Raw genomic sequence first — 20,801 nt, forward strand, 5'->3', positions numbered from 1 at the left:
CCTAACGCTGTTAGGAAAGGGGAACTCCACCCCCTCTCCCGGAGGCCCGCATGACCGAGACCCTGCCGGACGCCCCCGCCGGTATGCCCGAGCACCCGATGCCCAGGGCGGCCGGGTGCCCCTTCGATCCGCCGCCGGCCCTGCACGCACTGCAGGCGGAAGCCCCCGTCTCGCGGGTCCGGATCTGGGACGGCAGCAGCCCGTGGCTGATCACCCGGCACGACCATCTCCGCACCCTGCTGGGCGACCCGCGCGTCAGCGCCGACCCCGCCCACCCCGGCTATCCGCACCGCAACGCCGGCATGAAGGTCAGCGACCAGACCCGGCAGACCTTCCTCACCATGGACGACCCGGAGCACGCCCGGCTGCGCCGGATGGTGACGGCGCCCTTCGCCATCAAGAAGATGGAGGCCCTGCGGCCGTCGATCCAGCGGATCGTCGACGACCTGATCGACGAGCTGCTCGCCGGACCGAAGCCGGTCGACCTGGTCGAGGCGTTCGCACTGCCCGTCCCCAGTCTGGTCATCTGCGAACTGCTCGGCGTGCCGTACGAGAAGCACGACTTCTTTCAGCGCAACACCAAGGTCATCGTGCGGCGCACCTCGACGTCGGAGGAGGTGCTCGCGGCCCGGGCGGCGCTCACCGACTACATGGACGACCTGCTGTCCGCCAAGCTCGCCGAGCCCACGGACGACCTGCTCTCCGTACTCGCCACCGAGCGCGTCGCCACCGCCGAGATGACACAACGTCAGGCGGCGGAGATGGGCGTGCTGCTGCTCGGCGCGGGCCACGAGACCACCGCCAACATGATCGCGCTCGGCACCCTGGCCCTGCTGCAGAACCCGGGCCAGCTCGCCCTGCTCCGCGACGCCGAGGACCCCGAGCTGGTCGCCGGCGCGGTGGAGGAGCTGCTGCGCTACCTGAACATCACCCACTCCGGGCGCCGCCGCGTGGCACTGGAGGACATCGAGGTCGGCGGCGAGGTGATCCGCGCCGGCGACGGCATCATCTTCGCCAACGACATCGCCAACCGCGATCCGGCCGCCTTCACCGGCGACCCCGACCGCCTCGACCTCACCCGCGACGCCCGCCGCCACGTGGCCTTCGGATACGGCGTGCACCAGTGCCTCGGCCAGCCCCTGGCACGCGTCGAGCTCCAGGTCGTCTACAGCACGCTGTACTCCCGCATCCCCACACTCGCCCTGGCCACGGACATCGACCAGGTGAAGTTCAAGCACGACGGGATCGTCTACGGCGTCTACGAACTGCCTGTCACTTGGTGACGCATCGTCACCGCCATACCGCCGAACGCCCGGCACCACCCCTCACCCCACCCCCACGACCGGAAACGAGACACCCCATGCGCGTGGAAGTCGACCAGCCCAAGTGCGTCGCCTCCGGACAGTGCGTCCTGGTGGCCCCCGAGGTCTTCGACCAGGACGATGACGGCATCGTCGAGCTGCTCGCCGAGCGCCCCGGACCCGAACACCACGAAAACGTACGGGAGTCGGCGGCGCTCTGCCCCGCCGCCGCCATCCGCCTGGTGGCGGAGTGACCACCGTTCCGCCACCGCACCGCGTGGTGATCGCGGGAGCCTCGGCGGCCGGTCTCGCGGCCGCCGAGGCCCTGCGGCGGGAGGGCTTCGAGGGCTCCCTGACCGTCGTCGGTGACGAGCGGCAGCCGCCCTACGACCGGCCACCGCTGTCCAAGCAGATCCTCACCGGTGCCTGGCCCGCCGAGCGCGTGGCGCTGCGCCGCCCCGCGGACCTGGAAGCGCTCGGCCTGGACCTGCGCCTCGGCAGCCCGGCCGCGGCGCTGTCCCCGGCCGTCCGCACGGTGACCCTCGCCGACGGCACCGCACTCGGTTACGACGCACTGATCGTGGCGACCGGGGTGCGGCCGCGGCGCCTGCCGCACTGCGGCACCCCCGGCGTGCACGTGCTGCGCACGCTGGAGGACGCCCTGGCGCTGCGGGACCGGCTGGGCGCCGGCGGGCGGCTCGTGGTGGTCGGTGCCGGGTTCCTCGGCGCGGAGGTGGCCGCTGCGGCCCGTTCGCTCGGTGCGGCCGTCTCCCTCGTCGAGCCCGCGCCCCTCCCACTCGCGCACGCCGTGGGGCAGCAGGTCGGCGCGTATCTCGCACAGCTGCACCGCGACCACGGCGTGGACCTGCGTACCGGTACGACGGTCGCCCGGATCGTGACCGAGGGCGGCCGGGCCACCGGTGTGCGGCTGGCCGACGGGACGCTGCTCCCGGCCGACGACGTGCTGGTGGCCATCGGTTCCGAGCCCAACACCGCCTGGCTGGAGGGCAGCGGCCTGGACCTGTCCGACGGGGTGGTGTGCGACCAGTACTGCGCCGCTGCGCCCGGCGTGTACGCGGCAGGGGACGTCGCGCGCTGGTTCAACCCGCTGTTCGGTACCGCCATGCGCATCGAGCACCGCACCAACGCGGCGGAACAGGGCATGACCGCCGCGCGCAACGTACTCGCCGCCGAACCGCGGCCGTTCGCGCCGATCCCCTACTTCTGGTCCGACCAGTACGGCGTCAGGATCCAGTCGTTCGGGTACCTCCGCGGGCACGACGAGGCGCGGGTGGTGGAGGGCGACCCGGCGAACGGCCGCTTCCTCGTGGCCTACCGCACCGGGCAGCGGCTCGCCGGCGCGCTGGCGGTCGGCATGCCGCCGCGCGCGCTGCACCGGTGGCGGGCAGCGCTCGCCGCCGGGACGGACTGGCGGACACTGACAGCGGACGTCCCGTCCGCCTGATCCGGGAACGCGCGCCTCCCGCCTGATCCGGCAACGCGCGTTTCCGGTCCGGTCCGGGAGCGCGCGCCGCCGTTCCCGCCCCGCCTCGTAGAAGCGACGCTTGCGTATCTTCTAAAGTGAGGGCCATGGAAGCGCGTGACGCTGCGGGGTGGGAAACGGCCGTGCTCGAGGGCGGACCGGCCGACGGGGTGCGCATCCGGGTCGCCGGGCGGCCACGGGTGCTGCAGGTGACCCGTCCCTGCGAGACGGAAGACCCGCAGGAAGAGGTGCGCGTGACCGCGCTGCACATCTACCGCCGGGACCCGAAGGTGAAGACCGAGCCGCTGCGGTACGGGTTCGACGGGGCCAGCCCCTGACCCGGCCGCTGCGCACCCGGTGATTCCTTTCCTGTTTGCGCAAGACGGGAACTGTGGCGGCGGGTGCGTCGTTGTTGCCGGTGTACGCGGTGCGGCAGGTACCGCGCGAGCCCGCGATGCCGACGGAGAAAGGCGTGGAAGACGGCCATGAGTGCGTCCCTGACCAAGGGCGGCAATGTGTCACTGAGCAGGCAGGCGCCCGGCCTGACCGCGGTGACGGCAGGACTGGGCTGGCAGGCCGGGCCCGGCTGCGACCTGGACGCCAGCGCGCTGCTGTGCGACCGGACCGGCAAGGTGCTCTCCGACGAGCACTTCGTCTTCTTCAACAACCTGAGCAGCCCTGACGGTTCGGTGACCCACTCCGGCGGCGGGCAGCCGGCCGGCGGGGACCGGGAGCGGATCCGGGTGGACCTGGACCGGCTGCCGGCCGAGGTCACCAAGGTCGTCTTCGCCGTCTCGGTGTACGAGGCCGAGCAGCGCGGGCAGACCTTCGGCGCGGTGTCGGCCGCGTACATCCGCCTCCTCGACCGGGACGGCGACACCGAGCTGGCCCGGTACGACCTGAGGGGCGAGGGCGCCGCCGAGACCGCGATGGTCTTCGGCGAGCTGTACCGGCACGGCGCGGAGTGGAAGTTCCGCGCGGTCGGACAGGGGTACGCCTCCGGGCTCGCCGGCATCGCCACGGACTACGGCGTCGACGTGCTGCGCGAGGCGGCTGCCGGTGCCGGCCCGGCCGGTGCGCCGGCCGCGCCCCCGCCGGCCACGGGCACCGCGGACAAGTTCCCGCCCGCGCCGGCCACGCCTCCCCCGTCCGCCCCCGTGCCGCACACCCCGACCGTCGCGGTACCGCAGTCGCCGCCCGCCGCCCCGCACCAGCCCACCGGGAGTTCCGCCATGACCTGTTTCTTCGATCCCCAGCACGGCCCCGGCACGATGACGGTGATGTGGTCGCCGCAGTGGGGCGTGCCGCGCCAGATCCAGGCGTGCGGCGGCTGCGCCCAGCGGGTGCAGACCACTCCCCCGCCGTACTACACGGACCCGCAGCAGGCCGGGTACGCACAGGCCGGTTATCCCCAGGCCGGGTACGGACAGGCCGGATACCCGCAGCCCGGGTACGCGCAGCCGACCCAGCCGGGGTACGCACAGCACGGTCACGCCCAGCAGTACGACGGCGGGCACCACGGGCAGGGGGGCCGGCGGTTCGGCACGGGGGCGCTCATCGGTGCCGGTGCGGCCGGCCTGGTCGGCGGCGCCCTGCTGAACGAAGCGTTCGACGACGACGAGCCGGACGTGATCGTCAACAACTACTACGAGGAGGAGTGACCGGACCGCCCGATTGGCAGGGCGCGTCCCGTCCCGCAGTGACCGGCCCGCCGCCCGGCCCCGCGCTTCCCTCTCCCGTACGGCGGGCTCCGGCGAGCGCCTAGACTTGGCGCGACCGATTCCGGGGCATGCGCCCCGGCCAGGAGGGAGAAGGACTGTGGCGGCAGGTGCCGGTGGACCGACGGATCCTCCTGCCGAGGTGCTGCGGGAAGCGGCCACGATCTTCGGGCTGCTGGCGTCCGAGCAGCGGCTGCACATCGTGTGGGCGCTGTCCCAGGGCGAGAGCGACGTGTCCGGGCTGGCGGAGCGGGTCGGCGGTGCCCTGCCCGCGGTCAGCCAGCACCTGACGAAGCTCAAGCTGGCCGGGCTCGTGGGTTCCCGGCGCGAGGGCCGCCGCCAGATCTACTACGTCGACGACGCCGACGTGGTCGCCGTGATGCGCATGATGATCGGCCAGCTGGCGGTGCGTTCCGGGGAGATCGGTACGGCGACCGGCAGGACCGGCACTTCCCCGTACTGAGACCCATGGAACCCGTGCCCGAGACCTCAGCGACACCGGTGGCCCCCACGGCACCCGGCCGGCCCGCCACCACGCGGGCGCCCGGTGGACCGGCCGTCGCCGGGCAGGGCGGGGAGCGGCTGGCCGGGCTGACGGCACTGCAGACGCTGCGGGCGCTGGACACCGGCCCGCGGGGGCTGACGGAGAGCACGGCGGCCGCGCGGCTGGACCGGTTCGGGGCGAACACCCTGCCCGCGTGGCGGACGGTGCCCTGGCCCGTACGGTTCCTGCGCAGCCTGCGCGATCCGTTCACGGCCGTACTGCTCTGCCTCGGCCTGGTGTCGGCCGTCACCGCGGCCTGGAGCACCGCGTGCGTGATCCTCTGCCTGGTCGCGGCGAGCTGTGCGCTGCGCGCCTCCGGGGAGCACCGGGCCGACCGGTCGGTGGCGGCGCTGCGCGGACTGGTCGCCACCACCGCGACCGTGCTGCGCCGCCCGGAGCCGGACGGGGGCGGGCCGCCGCAGGCCCGGGAGGTGCCGGTCGACGAGCTGGTGCCGGGCGATGTGATCCGGCTCAGCCCCGGCGACCTGGTGCCTGCCGACGTACGGCTGCTGCGGGCGCGGGGCCTGAGCGTGCACCAGGCGCCGCTCACCGGTGAGTCGGCCCCGGTCGCCAAGGAGGCGGTGGAGACGTCCCCGGAAGCGGGCGGGCCGTTCGCGCGGCCGCAGCTGTGCTTCCAGGGCAGCAGCGTGGCCGCCGGCAGCGGTACCGCTGTGGTGCTGGCGACGGGCGCCGACACCCGGTTCGCGGCCGTACGGGCAGGAGCGGGCCCGCGGGCCGCCGGCACCTTCGAGCGTTCCGTGCACGGCATCTCCTGGATCCTCATCCGCTTCATGCTGCTCACGCCGCCGCTGGTGCTGATGGCGGGGGCGGCGCTGCACGGGCGGGGCCTGGAGACGCTGCCGTTCGCTGTGGCCGTGGCGGTCGGGCTGACCCCGGAGATGCTGCCGGTCGTGGTCACCGCGTGCCTGGCCCGCGGCGCGGCGCTCCTCGCCCGTACCCACGGTGTGATCGTCAAGCGGCTTCCCGCGCTGCACGACCTCGGCGCGGTCGAGGTGCTGTGCCTGGACAAGACCGGCACCCTCACCCAGGACCGCCCGGTCGTCGACCGCGCGCTGGACGAGCAGGGCCGGGAGGACCCGGCCGTGCTGGACTGGGCGGCGGTCAATGCCTGGTGGACGCTGCAGTTGGCCGACCTGCCGGCGCCGGACACGCTCGACGAGGCGGTCATGGACGCCGCCGACGAGTCCGCCTTCCTGGCCCACGACGGCGTGGCGGCGCTCCCCTACGACCCCGTACGCCGGCTGGCCACCGCCGTCGTCCAGACGCCCGGCCGGCTCGGCCGCCACACCCTCGTCGTCAAGGGCGCGGTCACCGACGTCCTGGAGCGGTGCGCGCTGGAGCCCGCGGAGCGGGCGCGGCTGGCGGAGCTCGCCGCCCGCGAGGCGGCCGAGGGCCTGCGCGTACTCGCCGTCGCCACGGCCGAACGCCCGGCCCGGCTGCGCGACTACACCCCGGCCGACGAACGCGGCCTCACCTTCCGCGGCTTCCTCACCCTGCGCGACGCCCTCGCGCCCACCGCTGCCGACGCGCTGCGCGCGTTCACCGCCCGCGGCCTCACCGTGAAGATCCTCACCGGTGACCAGGCCGGCACGGCCGTACGCGTCTGCCACGACCTGCGCATCGCCGTGCAGCCCGACGCCGTCCTCACCGCGCGGGACGTCGAAGCGCTGGACGACGCGGAGCTCGCCGAGGCGGCCCGCCGTACGACGGTGTTCGCGGAGTGCGCGCCCGAGCACAAGGGCCGCATCGTGGCCGCCCTGCGGTCCGGCGGCACGACCGTGGGCTTCCTCGGCGACGGGGTGAACGACCTCCCGGCGCTGTACGCCGCCGACGTGGGCATCGCGCCGCGCGGCGCCGTTGACGTGGCCCGCGAGAGTGCGGACGTGGTCCTCGGCGACAAGGACCTCACCGCGATCGACCACGCCGTCACCGCAGGCCGGTACAGCAGCGGCAACATCATCACGTATCTGCGCGTCACGCTCTCCTCGAACCTGGGGAACGTCATCGCGATGCTCGCCGCCGCGCTGCTGGTGCCCTTCCTGCCGATGCTCCCGGCCCAGGTGCTGGCGCAGAACCTGTGCTTCGACGCCGCGCAGCTCGCCTTCGCCCACGACCGGCCGCACCCCTCGGTGCTGCGCCGGCCGACCGCCCTGCGTCCGCGCGACGTCCTGCGCTTCATCAGCGTCTTCGGTGCCCTCAACGCGGTCGCCGACCTGGCCACGTTCGCGCTGCTGGCGCTCGTGCTCGACTGGCCCGGCGTGACCGACCGGGAAGCGGCCTTCCACTCCGGCTGGTTCACCGAGAACCTGATCACCCAGGCGCTGGTCATGGTGCTGCTGCGTGCGGCGAGCCGATGGCGCGCCACGGGACACACCGGGCCGCGCGCGCCGGGCCCGGTCGGCCGGGCCGCGGCCGCGCTCACCGTCGTCGGGCTGCTGCTCCCGGTCTCGCCGCTCGGCCCGCTGCTCGGCATGGGGGCACTGCCGGTCCCCTACTACCTGCTGCTCGCGGTGGTGCTCACGCCGTACGCCGCTGCCCTGCTGGTCGCCGGGGCGCGGTCCCGGCGGCTCAGGACCTGACGGTCCCGCCGCCGGCCGGCCGGTGCGCCGCGGCGGGACTCTCCGTCCGGGCGGGGTCGTGCGCCGCCGCGGTTTCGCGGTCGGCGGCGACCTCGTACGCCGTGGCCGGTTCGTGCGTCGCCTGCCGCTGCTCGTCGTCCTTCATCGCCTTGGTCTCGCTCTTGAGGATCCGCAGCGACTTGCCCAGTGCGCGGGCGGTGTCCGGCAGCTTCTTGGAGCCGAACAGCAGGACGAGCACGATCGCGACGATCAGCAGATGCCAGGGCTCCAGCCCATTGCGCAGAAACACTGTGTCCCGCCTTCCCTCATCCCTCATGCCGTGAGCCCCGCGCACCGGGGCCCACAAGAACACTTGCTACATTGCGCAATCATACAACCGCGGGGCCGGCGCATGCCGTGCCGACGCCGAGTCGTCCCCGCCCGCGCACGACACCGGACGAATGAGGGTGCACCATGCCTGGCAGCCACACAGCGCGCGCTGACCGCCGCCCCAGCAGGCGGGCTGCCCGCAGAGCACGGCGCAAGCGGGGCCGCGGGCGGGTCCTCGCGGCCACCGCGCTCTCGCTCCTGCTGCTGGTGGCCGCCGGGGCCGGCTGGGTGTACCTGCGGCTCAACGGCGACATCAGCACCTTCGGCGCGGACGGGCTGAGCCGGGACCGGCCCGGCGCGAGCGCCGGCGGCCAGAACGTGCTGGTCATCGGCTCCGACTCGCGCTCGGGCGACAACAGCAGGCTGGGCGGCGGCAAGGGCGACATCGGGCGCTCGGACACCGCGTTCCTGATGCACATCTACGGCGACAGCCGGCACGCGGTCGCGGTGTCCTTCCCGCGCGACACCCTCGTCGACATCCCGGCGTGCAAACTCCCCGACGGCACGTGGACCGAACCGCGTACCGACGCCATGTTCAACTCGGCCTTCACGGTCGGCGACACCGCCCAGGGCAACCCGGCCTGCACGCAGAACACCGTGGAGCACCTCACCGGCCTGCGCGTCGACCACACCGTCGTGGTGGACTTCGCCGGCTTCGCGAAGATGACCGACGCCGTCGGCGGGGTGCCGGTCTGCCTGCCCAAGGACATCTACCAGGGCGACCTGAACCCCCACCGCGGCTCGCGCGGCAAGCGGCTGTTCGCCAAGGGCCCGCAGACCGTCTCCGGACAGCAGGCGCTGGACTACGTACGGCTGCGGCACGGCATCGGGGACGGCTCCGACATAGGGCGCATCAAGCGGCAGCAGGCGTTCGTCGCCGCCCTGGTGAAGAAGATCAAGGAGGACGGGCTCACGCCCACGCACCTGATGCCGCTGGCGGAGGCGGCCACCTCCGCGATGACCGTCGACCCCGGCCTCGGCACGGCCGACAAGCTCATCTCCTTCGCGATGTCGCTGCAGGACATCGACCTGCACAACACCAAGTTCCTCACTCTGCCCTGGCGTTACCAGGGCGCCCGGGTGGCGATCCAGCACCCGCAGGCCGACGAGCTGTGGGCCGCGCTCCGCGCCGACCGCACCGTCGACGGCAAGGACGCCAGCGGCAAGTCCGGTGACGGCAAGGCGAAGGAGAAGCGTCCCGCCGTCTCCCCCACCGCGAGCGAGCCGGTCAACGGCGCCGGCATCAGCGTCACCGTCTACAACGGCACCACCACCAGCGGCCTCGCCGCCCGGGCCGCTGAGACGCTCAAGGGCGACGGCTTCACCGTCGGCGGCACCGCCACCGCCGAGACCCAGGACCTCGCCACCACCGAGATCCGCTACGGCCCCGGCCAGGAGGCCCGGGCCCGTACCGTCGCACGCGTCTTCCCCGGCGCGCGGCTGACGTCCGTCGCCGACAACGGCATCACCGTCACCCTCGGCCGGGACTACGCCGACGCTCCCCGGCCCGGCGCCTCCTCGGACCTCTCCGAGCAGGTCGGCGACACGGCCCGGACCGCCGACGACAACCCGTGCAGCAACCTCTCGTACGGCTGACCGGGGCGGGGCCCGCCGCGGGGCGGCCAGTAGGCTCGACGCTCTCCGGAGGGAGGACCGCTCCGGTACGCGCAGGAGGCAGTGGTGGTGTTCGGCAGGGGGCGGGACGCGGCGGTGCAGGAGCCGCCGGTGGAAACCGTCGCGTGGCAGACGGTGTGGACCTTCGTCATCGGTTCCGTGGAACGGCCCGAGACGCCCCGGCGGAAGCGGACCGGATGGGGGCCGCGCGCGGTGCGCGTGCCCAGGGGCGGCAGGAACGACCTGGTGCTCGCCCCCTGCGCGTACGTCGGCACCGCGGCCGGCACCGGACCGGACTCCGCCACCGGTCCCGCGCGCCCCGAACTCACGCTGTACGAGGACGCCGCGGCCCGGCGGCTGCTCTGCTACGTCGAGGAGCCGCGGGAGGCGGACGGGGAACGCCACCACGTCGTACGGGACGGGCGGGGCGAGGTGCTCGGCACACTGCGCCGCCTCCCGCCCAGGCGGCCCTTCAAACACACCTGGCGCCTCGACCAGCCCGGCCGCCCGGAGATCACCGGCCGCAACGCCTGGGCGAGCGGCAGCGCCAGGGAGGTCGCGGGACGGGCCGCCGGGCGGCTGGCCACCGCGCTCGCCGACGGCCTGTTCCGCCCCGGCGACGGCGGCGACCTGCCCGCCTCACCGCGGACGCTGGAGTGGCGGGCGGCGGACGAGACCGTCATGGTCTCCGAGGGCAGCGAGAAGGTCAGCATCCGGGCGGAGTGGCTGGACCGCAGGCTGGCCTTCGCGTTCGCGCTCGTCGGCGACGACTGAGGACCCGGACTGGGACCGCCCAACGCCCGCCGGGCGCACGGCGTTCCAGCCCTCTGACATGCATTAACGTGCTGCTCCATGGCAATACCGCACACCGGGCCCGCGGGGGACCCGGCCACGGACGAAGCGGACCGCTGGGTGCCTCCCACCGCGGTCGAACACGCGCTGCTGGCGGCCAAGTCGCGGGGCGACTGGTGGACGTACCTCAAGGTGCTGATGACGGAGGAGCTGTTCACCGTGCTCTTCAAGGAGGAGTACGACCGGCTCGGCGACGACGCCGCGACGCTGCTCCTCGGCGACCCGGCGGACGGGCAGTGCGTACCCCTCTACACCCGCGGGCTGCTGCCGCGCCGGGACGATCTGGTGGTCTGCAAGCTGCGCTTCCCCATCGGGCGGACGGAGACCGCCGACGGCACGCCCGCCGGAGTGGTCGTGAACCCCGGCAGCCCCTGTTCGGCACGTATCCCGTACGACGCGAAGAAGTACCGCGAGTGGGGCCGCCTGGAGCGCCGCATCCAGCGCCGCGGCCATGACGACGACGAACTGCTCACCAAGCACACCGGCCCGCTGACCGGCCCCCTCGCGCACGGCCTCGCCTGCGGCGGTCATCTCGCCGTGCACAACCAGGTGCTGTGGAACGAGGTCGGCGAGGTCTACGACGACTACCCCGGGGACGTGGAGTGCCTGCGCGACTCCTGGGGCGTCACGGACCGGGAGGGCTGGCAGGAGCAGCTCACGTACCTGCTGCGCGGCGAGAACAGCCCGCCGCACCCGGAGTTCGCCCTCCGCGTGCGCAACGCGCTCCTCGCGGAGCGGCCCGGCCGCCCGGTGGATCCGGAGGAGTGGCGCGGGCTGGCCGTCGCCGACGTGCGGGAGCGGGGCGGCGACGAACGGGACGCCGCCGCGGTGCGGGAGGCCGTCGGCCGCATCCTCCGGTACGAGGCCCGCTTCCGGGCCGACGGCCTGCTGACGCCGGACGGTCCCGGCAGCGTCGTCACCTCGGCGCTCGCGTACGACTACGGGCGCGCGGTGAACTTCGCCCGCTGGGGGCTGGGCGCGCGCTACGCCGGTCAGGAGGAGACCGAGGCGGCGGTGGTCCGCGCGGGCGAGCTGTCCCGTGCCGCGTACTCCTCCTGGGCCGGCTTCTCCGCCGGTTACGTCCTGGGCCGCGCCCTCCGCTTCGACGAGGAGTCCTTCGGCCACATGTACGCCTCGGCCCTCAGCCCCCACCGCATCCTCATGGGCCACCCCGAAAGTCCTTGGCGGGCCATCCCGTTCAGCAGTCCGTGACCGGCTGTCCGGTCCGCCGGGCGGTGTGCGCGGCCGGGTGCGGAGCCGCGGTGTCCGGGCCGTCGAGGTACCGGAGCAGCACGGCGGCCTCGGCACGGAGCCGCGCGGCCCGGTCCGCGTGCGCCGGTGCGGTCAGCTGCGCCGCTGCCGCCAGCCGCTCGTCCGCCTCGGCACGCACGATCTCCGCCGCCTCGCGCTCGCTCAGCTCCTTGCGCACCGCTTCGGTGGCACCGGCGCCGACGGGCGACTCCTCCAGAGCCGAGGCACCGGCCGCGCCCGGGCCCACGGGCACCGCCTCGGCGTTGTCCAGCGCGGCAAGCGTCGCGCGCAGGGCGCTCACCGCGGACTTGTCACCGGAACGCATCGCTTCCGGCAGTGCTCGACGCATACGGACTCGCAGGGACATGCCGGCGACCCTATGGCCGTGCCTCTGCCACCACAACGGAATATGTGTGCCCCTGCGTATGGGATAAGTTGTCCCACCATGACCACGGTTCTCCCCCGCAGACGACCTGGGCGGACCGCACTTTCCGCAGCGGTCGCGGCGCTCCTGCTGACGTCCTGCGCATCGGCCGACGGCGACCGCGACAGCGCCCGGCAGGACGATCCGCACCTCCTGCGCGGCTTCCGCTCGTGGCTGGCGTCGGACGACGCGCCGCACGACGCCGAGTTGGGCGCGCATGTGCTGTCCGTACGGCTGCGGTACGCATCCGGCCGCCGGGCCGGGGTGGCCGATGTGCTCACGGACTACGGGCCGTGGGGTTCCGCCGAGACGGAGGTCGGGCCGCTGGCCGCCGCGTTCCGGGAGTGGTGGGACGACGACCCCGCGGCCGGCAGCGCCACGTTCCGGGGGCAGGGCGGGAAGGTCGCGAAGGAGGAGGCACTGTACGGCGGTGCGGAGCCCGTCAACCTGCTGGCGGATTTCCGGTCCTGGATCGCGGCACACCGTGCGAAGGGCCGGGACCGGGCCGGGCACGTCGCTTCGCTCGCCATCGGGTACGGCCGTGGGGGTCAGGGCGTGGTGAGCGTGGCCACGGATTACCTCATCCGGGAGGAGCCCAGGACGGCGGAGTACGTCGATGCGCTCGCGCGGGATGCCGTGGCGTGGTGGGACGGTGACGAGGGGGCCGGCAGCGTCACCGTCAGCAGCGCGGACCAGGGGGCGCACAGCGAGCGGGAGCTGACGGCAGCGCGCTGACCGCGCGTCAGCCGCGCTGCATGGCGCGGGAGTTGAGGGTGACGCCGAGGAGAGCACTCCCACATACAGCAGGGCGGCGACGGTGCCGGTGTGGACCGGGAGGCTGCCGTGCGCGCTGAGGTCCCAGGCGCAGGCGGGGGCCAGGAACGCCGTGCCCAGGAGGAAGGTGGCCAGCAGCAGGCTGTACCCGGCGAGCCGACTCCCCGGCTCCCCGGCTCTCTCCGGTCCTCCGCGCGCCGCAGCCGCCCCATTGACGGCGGTCAAGCACGGGGATTACGTTATGAACATGTTCAGTGAACAGGTTCAGTCGCGGCGCGCCGTATGACGTCGCGCAGGGAACAGCGGGAAGCCACCCGCGAGCGGGTCATGAGCGCCGCGGGGCGCCTGTTCGCCGCGCGCGGCTTCGAGTCCACCACCGTCCGGGAGATCGCCGGGGAGGCCGGGGTGAGCGTGGGCACCGTGATGGCGGTCGGCGACAAGGCGGCGATCCTGGTGGAGCTCTTCGACCGGCGCATCGACGCGCTGCACCGCACGCGTGCCGAGAAGGCCGCGGCGAACCGCACGGCTTCCTCCCCCGGCCGCCCCGCCGACGAGATCCTCGCCCTCTTCGCGCCGTTCGTCGATCTCTTCTACGGCGATCCCGCACTGGCCCGCCAGTACGCGGCGGCCCTCGTGACCGGCAAGCACCGGGCCGGCGTCTTCCACGAGCTCGCCGCGGTGCTGCGGCGCGAGATCGGCGACGTCCTCGCGCGCGCCGGCTTCACTCCGGAGGCGGCCGCCCGTGGTGCGGCCGCGATCCACCTCGCCTACCTCGGCACGCTCTTCGCCGGCGCGGGGGCCGGCGGGGACGACCCGAGCGGGCCCGTCGACGACCTCGTCTCCGTCGTGCAGTTCATCACTGAGCACCAGGAAAGCGAGCAGCAATGACCCTGATACCGGACCCGTGGTGGCCGCAAGCACTGCTCGCGGGCGTCCTCGTCGTGGACGCCCTGATGTCCGTCCGCCCGCCGGCCTTCATCCGCGGCTGCCTGAACGGGGTCGGGTTCCCCGAGGACTGGTGGTGGACGCTCGTCGTGATCAAGCTCCTCGCGGGGGCGGGTCTGATCACCGGCATCTTCGTGGCGGGCATCGGCGCGGCGGCGAACGCCGGCGTCATCTGCTACTTCCTCGCCGCGTCCGCCGCCCACGTCCGGGCGCGCTTCCTGCAGTCCGAGTTCTGGCTCAACTGCCTCGGCCTGCTCGCCCTCTCCACGGCCGCCCTCGTCGTGTCCTACGCATCCAGCCTGTGAGGACCGCCGGGCGTCAGCGCCCGGCGGCACGCATCAACGGCCCTGGAGCGCCCTGACGTTGTCCCCGAAGGTCCAGCCCTTGGACCCGTCCCAGTTGAGGGACCAGGTCATCAGTCCCTTCAGGCCGCCGTTGTACGTCTTCCATGCCTGCGAGACCTGAGCGGGCGTCATGTACCCGCCGCCCGCGCCCGGTTGGGCGGGGAGGCCGGGCACCTGCTTGTCGTAGGGCACCTTGATGGTGGTGCCCTGCACGACGAGCCCCTTGTTCAGGCAGTCGGTCTGCGCGGTGAACCCGGCGACCGTGCCGGCGGAGTAGGAGTCGCCGGAGCAGCCGTACATGCTGCCGTTGTAGTACTGCATGTTGAGCCACCACAGACGGCCGTTGTCCGCGTACTTCTTGATGATGGGCAGGTACGCGCCCCAGATGGAGCCGTACGTCACGCTGCCGCCGGTCACGTACGCCGTCTCGGGGGCCATCGTCAGGCCGAAGTTCGACGGCATCTTCGCGAGCACGCCGTCGATGATGCGGATGAGGTTGGCCTGGGAGGGCGAGAGCTGGCTGATGTTGCCGCTGCCGGTGAGGCCGGTTTCGATGTCGATGTCGATGCCGTCGAAGTTGTACTTCTTCAGGATCGGCACGAGGGTGTCGACGAACCGGTCGGCGACGGCCGAGGAGCTGAGGTCGATGCCGGCCGCGGCCCCGCCGATGGACATCAGCAGGGTCGCGCCGTTCGCCTTCGCCTGGCACATCTCGGCGGGCGTGGGGACCTTCACCGTGGCGTCCATGCCGTCCTCCCAGAGGACGGTGCCGTCCGAGCGGATGACGGGGAAGGCCGCGTTGACGACGTTGTAACCGTGCGCGCCGATACGGGAGTCGGTGACCGGGATCCAGCCGAGTCCGGGGTGGACGCCGTTCGCCGCGCCGTCCCAGTTCTCCCAGTAGCCCTGCAGCACCTTGCCCGCGGGGCGGGACTTCACGGGGCACGTGTCGGCCTGCGGTGCGGTGGCCGTGGCGGGTGCGGCGGAAGCGGCGGCGGCCGGCAGCTGCGCGGCACACACCAGCGCGAGTCCGGCGCCCAGCAGACGGAAGACCTTACCGATCATGCGGTGTCCTCTCTCGCCATGGCGCGCGCGGGGCCGTCATGGCCGGGATGACCGGGTGAGTGGCCATACCGTAAATTGGTCCAGACCTGAGGTCAATGGGTCTGGACCAATCCCGAGGAGAGGCTGAGCGAGCGTCAGCGGGTGTTGGTCAGCCCGCCGGTGACGGCGACGATCTCGCCCACGGTGTAGCTGGAGTCCGCGTCGGACGCGAGGTAGACGTACGTCGGCGCGATCTCCTCCGGCTGGGCCACGCGTCCCATCGGTCCCTGGCTGCCGAGCTGGGCGAGGCCGTCCATGGGCATGTTCTGGTCGGCGACGTTGAGCACCGTCCAGGTGGGGCCCGGGGCGACCACGTTCGCGCGGATGCCGTCCTTGGCCAGGTGCGAGGCGATCGACTTGGTGAAGTTGACCAGCGCGGCCTTCGCGGCCGCGTAATCGATCATGGTGTCGCTGCCCTTGAGCGCCTCTTCCGACGCGGTGGCGATGATCGCGTCACCCGCCCTCAGGTGCGGGCGCGCGGCCTGCAGCAGGTGGTAGTACGCGTAGACGTTGACCTTGAAGGACCGGTCCCAGTCCTCGAAGGAGAGCTGGGACAGGTCCGTCTGGCTGTTCAGGTGGGCCGCGTTGTTCACCAGGACGTTCAGGCCGCCCAGCTCCGACACGGTCCGCTCGACGGCCTCCCGGCAGAAGGACTCGTCCGCCAGGTCACCGGCGATCAGCAGGCACTTCCGGCCCTCGGCCTCCACCGCGCTGCGGGTCTCCGCCGCGTCCGGCTCCTCCTCGGGCAGGTACGTCACGGCGACGTCGGCGCCCTCGCGCGCGTACAGGATCGCCACCGCCCGGCCGATGCCCGAGTCCCCGCCGGTGATCAGCGCCACCTTGTCGCGCAGCTTCCCGGCGGCGCGGTAGCGCTCGGCCTGGTACCGCGGCCGCAGCTCCATGTCCCGCTCCAGCCCCGGCGGCTGCTGCCGCTGCTTGGGGTAGGGCGGCTTCGGCTCCGAGGTGACCTGCGGCTCGGTGCCGCGGGCGCTGCCGTTGTCCTGCATGGGGAAGCCTCCTGAGTGTCTGCCGCGGGCGGCGGTGGCCCGGTCCCTCCGATCACCTGTGACGCCCTACGCGTAACCTTCGAGCACCGTTTACAAACGGGACCAAACGGGACAGGCGTCACGCGACCGCTCCACGGTGGCCGCGCCGGCAGCCGAAAGGGTGACCCCGGCGGACCCGAATGGAGCCGGCCGGGCCCCCGGCCACTCCGGCGGCTCCCGGTGAGAAACTGTGGTCATGTCCTCGTCCAGCCGCACCGTCCACGCCGTACCCGACGCGCTCGCCTACCTCGCCGGCGGCTGGCGCGTACGGCGCGAGCTGTCCGACGGCCGGGGCACCGGCAGCTTCACCGGCCGGGCCGAGTTCCGCGCCGGGGACACGGACGGCGAGTGGCTGCACGAGGAGGAGGGCGTCGTGGAGTGGGGCGGCGCGACGCGGAACGCCGGCCGGACCCTGCGGATGCTGCCGCTCCCGGACGGCACGGCGGAGGTGTCCTTCGCCGACGGCCGCCCCTTCCACCTGCTGGACCTGCGCAGCGGCCACTGGACGGCCGTCCACCAGTGCGCCGCCGACCGGTACGAGGGCACCTTCACCGTCCTCTCCCCGGACGAGTGGCACCTGCGCTGGGCCGTCAGCGGCCCCGCCAAGGACCAGCTCCTCACCTCGGTCTACCGCCGCGACCGCCGCTGACCGGACCGCCGGCCCCGCCGCTGACCGGACCGCCGGCCCCGCCGCAGACCGGCCGCGGGGGCGCCGGGCGGGGTGGTACGAGCGGCCCCGCGCCGGTGCCGGTGGCCGGACCGGGGAGGCAGGTGTGCGGGCAATTCGGGCGCAGGAGTACCGTCGGGTACGCCCCCGGGCCGCGAAGTGAGGAGCTTGTTCACACCATGCCGCCAACCCCGACGCCGTTGCCGATGCCGTCCCCCGTGCCGTCACGGGGAAGCGTGTCCCCCCAGCAGGACCTGCAAGGGCACCCGAACCGGACCGCCCTGGTCGAGGACCTGATGCAGCGCTTCCCGCACATCCCGCGGGAAGCGGTGATCAAGGAAGACCTGCTCCGGGGCGGGATGGCCTTCGACGATTCCGCGCTCAGCGAGACCACCGACGAGGCGACCGGCGAGGTCAAGCCGAAGTCCTACTTCATCTTCTCCTTCGACCACCGCACGCTCCCGGAGCTGGGTGAGGCCGCGCTGCGCCGGCCCCCGGAGGAGGTCGTGCTCACCGGCGGCCCGTACGACCTGCGGCGTACCGTCGTCTCGGTGCGGGTGAACCCCGACTCCCCGTACCGCGTGCAGGCGGGCGAGGACGGCGCCCTCGGGCTCTACCTCGACGGGAAGCGGATCGCGGACGTCGGCCTGCCGCCGATGCCGGACTACTACCGGCACACGCTGGCCAACGGCAAGTCGGTGATGGAGGTGGCGCCCACCATCCAGTGGGGCTACCTGATCTACCTGACGGTCTTCCGGGTCTGCCAGTACTTCGGCGCCAAGGAGGAGTGCCAGTACTGCGACATCAACCACAACTGGCGCCAGCACAAGGCCGCCGGGCGCCCGTACACGGGCGTGAAGCCCGTCGAGGAGGTGCTGGAGGCGCTCCAGATCATCTCCGACCACGACACCCTCGGCGCCTCCAGCGCGTACACCCTCACCGGCGGTTCGATCACCTCGCAGGTGCAGGGCAAGGACGAGGCGGACTTCTACGGGATGTACGCCAAGGCCATCGAGGAGCGGTTCCCCGGCCGCTGGACCGGCAAGGTCGTCGCACAGGCGCTGCCCAAGGACGACGTCAAGCGGTTCCACGACTACGGCATCCGCATCTACCACCCGAACTTCGAGGTGTGGGACAAGCGGCTCTTCGAGCTGTACTGCCCCGGCAAGGAGCGGTACGTCGGCCGTGAGGAGTGGCACCGCCGCATCCTGGACTCGGCCGACGTCTTCGGGCCGCGGAACGTGATCCCGAACTTCGTCGCCGGCGTCGAGATGGCGGCACCGTACGGCTTCGACACGGTGGACGAGGCCATCGCCTCCACCACCGAGGGCCTGGACTTCTTCATGTCCCACGGCATCACCCCGCGGTTCACCACCTGGTGCCCGGAGCCGACGACGCCGCTGGGCAAGACCAACCCGCAGGGCGCGCCGCTGGAGTACCACATCCGGCTGCTGGACGCCTACCGCTCGGCGATGCAGCGGCACGGGCTGTCCTCGCCCCCCGGCTACGGCCCGGCCGGCGCCGGCCGCGCGGTCTTCTCGGTCAGCTCGTTCATGGACACCCTGCCCCCGGAGGAGGGCGCCCCGGTCTCCGCGGGGTGACCTGCTGAAACAGCGGAAGCCGGGCCGGGACGCCGCTGTGCGCCCGGCCCGGCTCCGTACGCCGTCAGGCCGCCACGGGCTGCGGCTGCCGCGGGACGAGGCGTCCCGTGCGGGCGAGGGCCGCGACCGAGGCCGCACACGCCAGGCCGGTGGCGGTCAGCGCACCCCAGGCCAGCCACAGCGCGTCATGCCGCTGGGCGAAGTCCCAGAGCGCTCCGATGACGAGGTTGCCGAGGGTGATGCCGAGCCCCGAGAAGGTGTTGTAGAGGCCGTAGTGGGTGGCGACCAGGCGGTTGCCGGACAGGGCCACCACGGTGTCCATCTCGAACGGGTAGACCACCGCCGAGCCGGCGGCGAGCAGCGCCACCGCCGCGACCAGGGACGCGACGACGGCCACGGTGGAGCCCGGCGGGGTGAGGGCGAGCGGCAGGAACGCCAGACCCATCGTGGCCAGCCCCCGCACCAGCGCCGCGCCGGGCTGCCACTGCCGCTTCGCCCAGCGGGTCAGGCGGAGCTGCCCCGCCACGGCGACCGCGGCCGAGACGACGAACAGCCCGCTGGTGACCGTGGTGCCCCGCGCGCCGAGGGCGTCGGACGCGGCCAGCGGCAGGGCCAGGTAGACCTGGAAGGCCAGGAGGTAGGACCCGGTCATGGCGGCGGAGAAGAGCAGAAAGGGCCGGTTCGACAGCACCGTGCGCCACTGCGTCAGGACGCCGCCCCGGTCCTCGGCGTGCTCGCGGCGTGCGGGCAGCGCGCGCCACTGCAGCAGGGTCAGTACGGCGAAGAGCACGGCCGCGGTCGTGCACACCAGGCGGAAGTCGGCGACCAGCAGGGCCAGCCCGACGAGCGGGCCGAGGAGCATGCCCGCCTGGTAGTAGACGTTGAAGGTGGCGAAGGCGTCCACCCGCCGCTCACCGGCTTCGGCGGCGAGATAGGCACGCACGGCCGGGTTGAAGAGGGCGCCGGCGAATCCGGTGGCGGCCGAGGCCGCGAGGAGGGCGGGCACGTTGTCGACCCAGCCGAGCAGCCCGAAGCCGACGGTGCGCAGCAGGCAGCCGGCCATGATGGGGGCCTTGTAGCCGAAGCGGTCGGCGAGGGTGCCGCCGATGAGGAACATGCCCTGCTGGGAGAGGTTGCGCACGCCGAGTACCAGGCCGACGGCCCAGGCTGCCAGGCCGAGCCCGTGGGAGAGGTGGGCGGCGAGGTAGGGCATGAGCATGTAGAACGCGAGGTTGATGGCGAACTGATTGGCCATCAGCAGCTGTACGGGGGAAGAGAAGGAGCGGGTCTGCCGCCACAGCGTCCTCACGCGGTCACCTCCGCTGCCGCGCAGTCCTCGTGGGCAGCGTGCCCGGCGCCCAGTGGGTTCGGCCGGCTGGGCGGACTCAGTGTGTTCCCAGGGCCCGGCGAGTTCAGCGGGTCGACGACGGTGGTGCAGCGGGTCCACCGGGTGACCGTCGCACTGCCGGGATGGCCGAGGTGTTCCGGTTCGTCGGCCACCCGGTGGTCCAGCAGACCGTGCGTACGGCAGTAGGAGTCGTCGAAGACGGTGCCGACGTACCGCTGCGGCCCGTCGGGGAAGACGGTGACGATCCGCGACTCGGCCGGCATGCGCGCCGCCAGCCAGCGGGCCACCAGGGCGACCGCGCCGACGCTCCAGCCGCCGGTCGCGTACTGGCAGCGGGCCAGGGTACGGGCGGCCCACACGGCCTCGGGGGCGGCGACCCAGTGGACCTCGTCGAACAGGTCGTACGCGACGTTGCGGGGATGGATGCTGCTGCCCAGACCGCGCATCAGGCGCGGCCCGGCGGGCTGGCCGAAGATGGTCGATCCGGTGGTGTCGACGCCCACGATCCGCAGGTGCGGGAAGTAGCGCCGCAGTACCGAACCGACCCCGGCGGAGTGGCCGCCGGTGCCGACCGAGACGACGAGGGCGTCGATGCGGCCGAGCTGGGCGATGAGTTCGTGGGCGAGCGGTGCGTAGGCGGCCACGTTGTCGGGGTTGCGGTACTGGTCGGGGCACCAGGCGCCCGGGGAGGCGGCCAGCAGGTCGGCGACGCGTTCCCGGCGGGCCTGCTGCCAGCCTCCTTCCGGGTGCGGTGCCTCGACGACCTCGACGTCGGCACCGTACGCGGAGAGCAGCCCGGTCATCAGCGGTTCCATG

21 protein-coding genes are annotated in these 20,801 nt (G+C 73.1%); 15 read left to right on the forward strand and 6 right to left on the reverse strand.

The window, feature by feature from the left end:
* The first annotated feature begins 50 nt into the window (after positions 1 to 50).
* The 7 genes from C3486_RS28185 to mgtA all read left to right on the forward strand — a co-directional run bounded on the left by C3486_RS28185 (position 51) and on the right by mgtA (position 7,646).
* Positions 51 to 1,283 (forward strand): cytochrome P450, encoded by a 1,233-nt coding sequence (locus C3486_RS28185; protein WP_103835596.1) that lies wholly within the window; start codon positions 51 to 53, stop codon positions 1,281 to 1,283.
* 77 nt (positions 1,284 to 1,360) lie between these two features.
* Positions 1,361 to 1,555, forward strand: a complete 195-nt coding sequence (locus C3486_RS28190; protein WP_103835597.1) for a ferredoxin — start codon at positions 1,361 to 1,363, stop codon at positions 1,553 to 1,555.
* A complete protein-coding gene (locus C3486_RS28195; RefSeq protein ID WP_219822257.1) occupies positions 1,552 to 2,766 on the forward strand; it encodes an NAD(P)/FAD-dependent oxidoreductase in 1,215 nt (404 codons plus the stop codon). Before C3486_RS28190 ends, C3486_RS28195 begins: the two co-directional genes overlap by 4 nt.
* 125 nt (positions 2,767 to 2,891) lie before the next feature.
* Complete coding sequence (locus C3486_RS28200; protein WP_103835598.1) at positions 2,892 to 3,122, forward strand: hypothetical protein; 231 nt, start codon at positions 2,892 to 2,894, stop codon at positions 3,120 to 3,122.
* Between the two features lie 147 nt (positions 3,123 to 3,269).
* Entirely contained in the window at positions 3,270 to 4,445 is a 1,176-nt protein-coding gene (locus C3486_RS38620) for a TerD family protein (protein ID WP_103835599.1), read from the forward strand.
* Between the two features lie 157 nt (positions 4,446 to 4,602).
* A complete protein-coding gene (locus tag C3486_RS28210; protein WP_103835600.1) occupies positions 4,603 to 4,965 on the forward strand; it encodes a metalloregulator ArsR/SmtB family transcription factor in 363 nt (120 codons plus the stop codon).
* 5 nt (positions 4,966 to 4,970) lie between these two features.
* The gene (gene mgtA / locus C3486_RS28215) at positions 4,971 to 7,646 is read left to right on the forward strand and encodes a magnesium-translocating P-type ATPase (RefSeq protein ID WP_103835601.1); all 2,676 of its coding nucleotides are present in this window, start codon (positions 4,971 to 4,973) and stop codon (positions 7,644 to 7,646) included.
* Here the strand turns inward: mgtA and tatA are convergent.
* Positions 7,636 to 7,935, reverse strand: a complete 300-nt coding sequence (tatA, locus tag C3486_RS38285; protein WP_258053037.1) for a Sec-independent protein translocase subunit TatA — start codon at positions 7,933 to 7,935, stop codon at positions 7,636 to 7,638. The two genes, mgtA and tatA, sit on opposite strands and share 11 nt — an antisense overlap.
* Positions 7,936 to 8,099: 164 nt before the next feature.
* Between tatA and C3486_RS28225 the strand changes: the two genes are divergently transcribed.
* The 3 genes from C3486_RS28225 (at position 8,100) to C3486_RS28235 (ending at position 11,693) form a co-directional block, all read left to right on the forward strand.
* Positions 8,100 to 9,611 (forward strand): LCP family protein, encoded by a 1,512-nt coding sequence (locus C3486_RS28225; protein ID WP_103835602.1) that lies wholly within the window; start codon positions 8,100 to 8,102, stop codon positions 9,609 to 9,611.
* Between the two features lie 129 nt (positions 9,612 to 9,740).
* The gene (locus C3486_RS28230) at positions 9,741 to 10,403 is read left to right on the forward strand and encodes a hypothetical protein (protein WP_146075077.1); all 663 of its coding nucleotides are present in this window, start codon (positions 9,741 to 9,743) and stop codon (positions 10,401 to 10,403) included.
* Positions 10,404 to 10,481: 78 nt separating this feature from the next.
* Positions 10,482 to 11,693, forward strand: coding sequence for a DUF1266 domain-containing protein (locus C3486_RS28235; RefSeq protein WP_103835604.1), 1,212 nt, complete (start codon positions 10,482 to 10,484; stop codon positions 11,691 to 11,693).
* Here C3486_RS28235 and C3486_RS28240 read toward each other — a convergent pair.
* A complete protein-coding gene (locus C3486_RS28240; RefSeq protein WP_103835605.1) occupies positions 11,680 to 12,057 on the reverse strand; it encodes a hypothetical protein in 378 nt (125 codons plus the stop codon). The genes C3486_RS28235 and C3486_RS28240 overlap by 14 nt on opposite strands.
* A gap of 120 nt (positions 12,058 to 12,177) precedes the next feature.
* Here C3486_RS28240 and C3486_RS28245 point away from each other — a divergent pair, with 120 nt between their 5' ends.
* The 3 genes from C3486_RS28245 to C3486_RS28255 all read left to right on the forward strand — a co-directional run bounded on the left by C3486_RS28245 (position 12,178) and on the right by C3486_RS28255 (position 14,180).
* Positions 12,178 to 12,891: a hypothetical protein gene (locus tag C3486_RS28245; protein WP_103835606.1), complete on the forward strand. Its 714-nt coding sequence runs from the start codon at positions 12,178 to 12,180 to the stop codon at positions 12,889 to 12,891.
* A gap of 321 nt (positions 12,892 to 13,212) precedes the next feature.
* Positions 13,213 to 13,818 (forward strand): TetR/AcrR family transcriptional regulator, encoded by a 606-nt coding sequence (locus tag C3486_RS28250; protein ID WP_103835607.1) that lies wholly within the window; start codon positions 13,213 to 13,215, stop codon positions 13,816 to 13,818.
* A complete protein-coding gene (locus C3486_RS28255) occupies positions 13,815 to 14,180 on the forward strand; it encodes a DoxX family protein (RefSeq protein ID WP_181138733.1) in 366 nt (121 codons plus the stop codon). Before C3486_RS28250 ends, C3486_RS28255 begins: the two co-directional genes overlap by 4 nt.
* 33 nt (positions 14,181 to 14,213) lie before the next feature.
* Here C3486_RS28255 and C3486_RS28260 read toward each other — a convergent pair whose 3' ends face one another.
* Positions 14,214 to 15,284, reverse strand: coding sequence for a chitinase (locus C3486_RS28260; protein ID WP_103835608.1), 1,071 nt, complete (start codon positions 15,282 to 15,284; stop codon positions 14,214 to 14,216).
* Between the two features lie 134 nt (positions 15,285 to 15,418).
* Positions 15,419 to 16,330, reverse strand: coding sequence for an SDR family oxidoreductase (locus C3486_RS28265; protein ID WP_103835609.1), 912 nt, complete (start codon positions 16,328 to 16,330; stop codon positions 15,419 to 15,421).
* Between the two features lie 235 nt (positions 16,331 to 16,565).
* Between C3486_RS28265 and C3486_RS28270 the strand changes: the two genes are divergently transcribed.
* Entirely contained in the window at positions 16,566 to 17,018 is a 453-nt protein-coding gene (locus C3486_RS28270; protein ID WP_103835610.1) for a DUF6314 family protein, read from the forward strand.
* A gap of 314 nt (positions 17,019 to 17,332) precedes the next feature.
* Complete coding sequence (locus tag C3486_RS28275) at positions 17,333 to 18,637, forward strand: radical SAM protein (RefSeq protein WP_103835615.1); 1,305 nt, start codon at positions 17,333 to 17,335, stop codon at positions 18,635 to 18,637.
* Positions 18,638 to 18,701: 64 nt separating this feature from the next.
* On the opposite strand, the gene C3486_RS28280 is transcribed toward C3486_RS28275, so the two are convergent.
* Both C3486_RS28280 and C3486_RS28285 read right to left on the reverse strand, forming a co-directional pair.
* The gene (locus C3486_RS28280; RefSeq protein WP_103835611.1) at positions 18,702 to 19,946 is read right to left on the reverse strand and encodes an MFS transporter; all 1,245 of its coding nucleotides are present in this window, start codon (positions 19,944 to 19,946) and stop codon (positions 18,702 to 18,704) included.
* Positions 19,943 to 20,801: PLP-dependent cysteine synthase family protein (locus tag C3486_RS28285; protein WP_103835612.1), on the reverse strand; the 859-nt coding region annotated here is incomplete at its 5' end. The genes C3486_RS28285 and C3486_RS28280, both read right to left, overlap by 4 nt.

The organism is Streptomyces sp. Ru73 (assembly GCF_002920575.1).
Classification (GTDB): Bacteria; Actinomycetota; Actinomycetes; order Streptomycetales; family Streptomycetaceae; genus Streptomyces.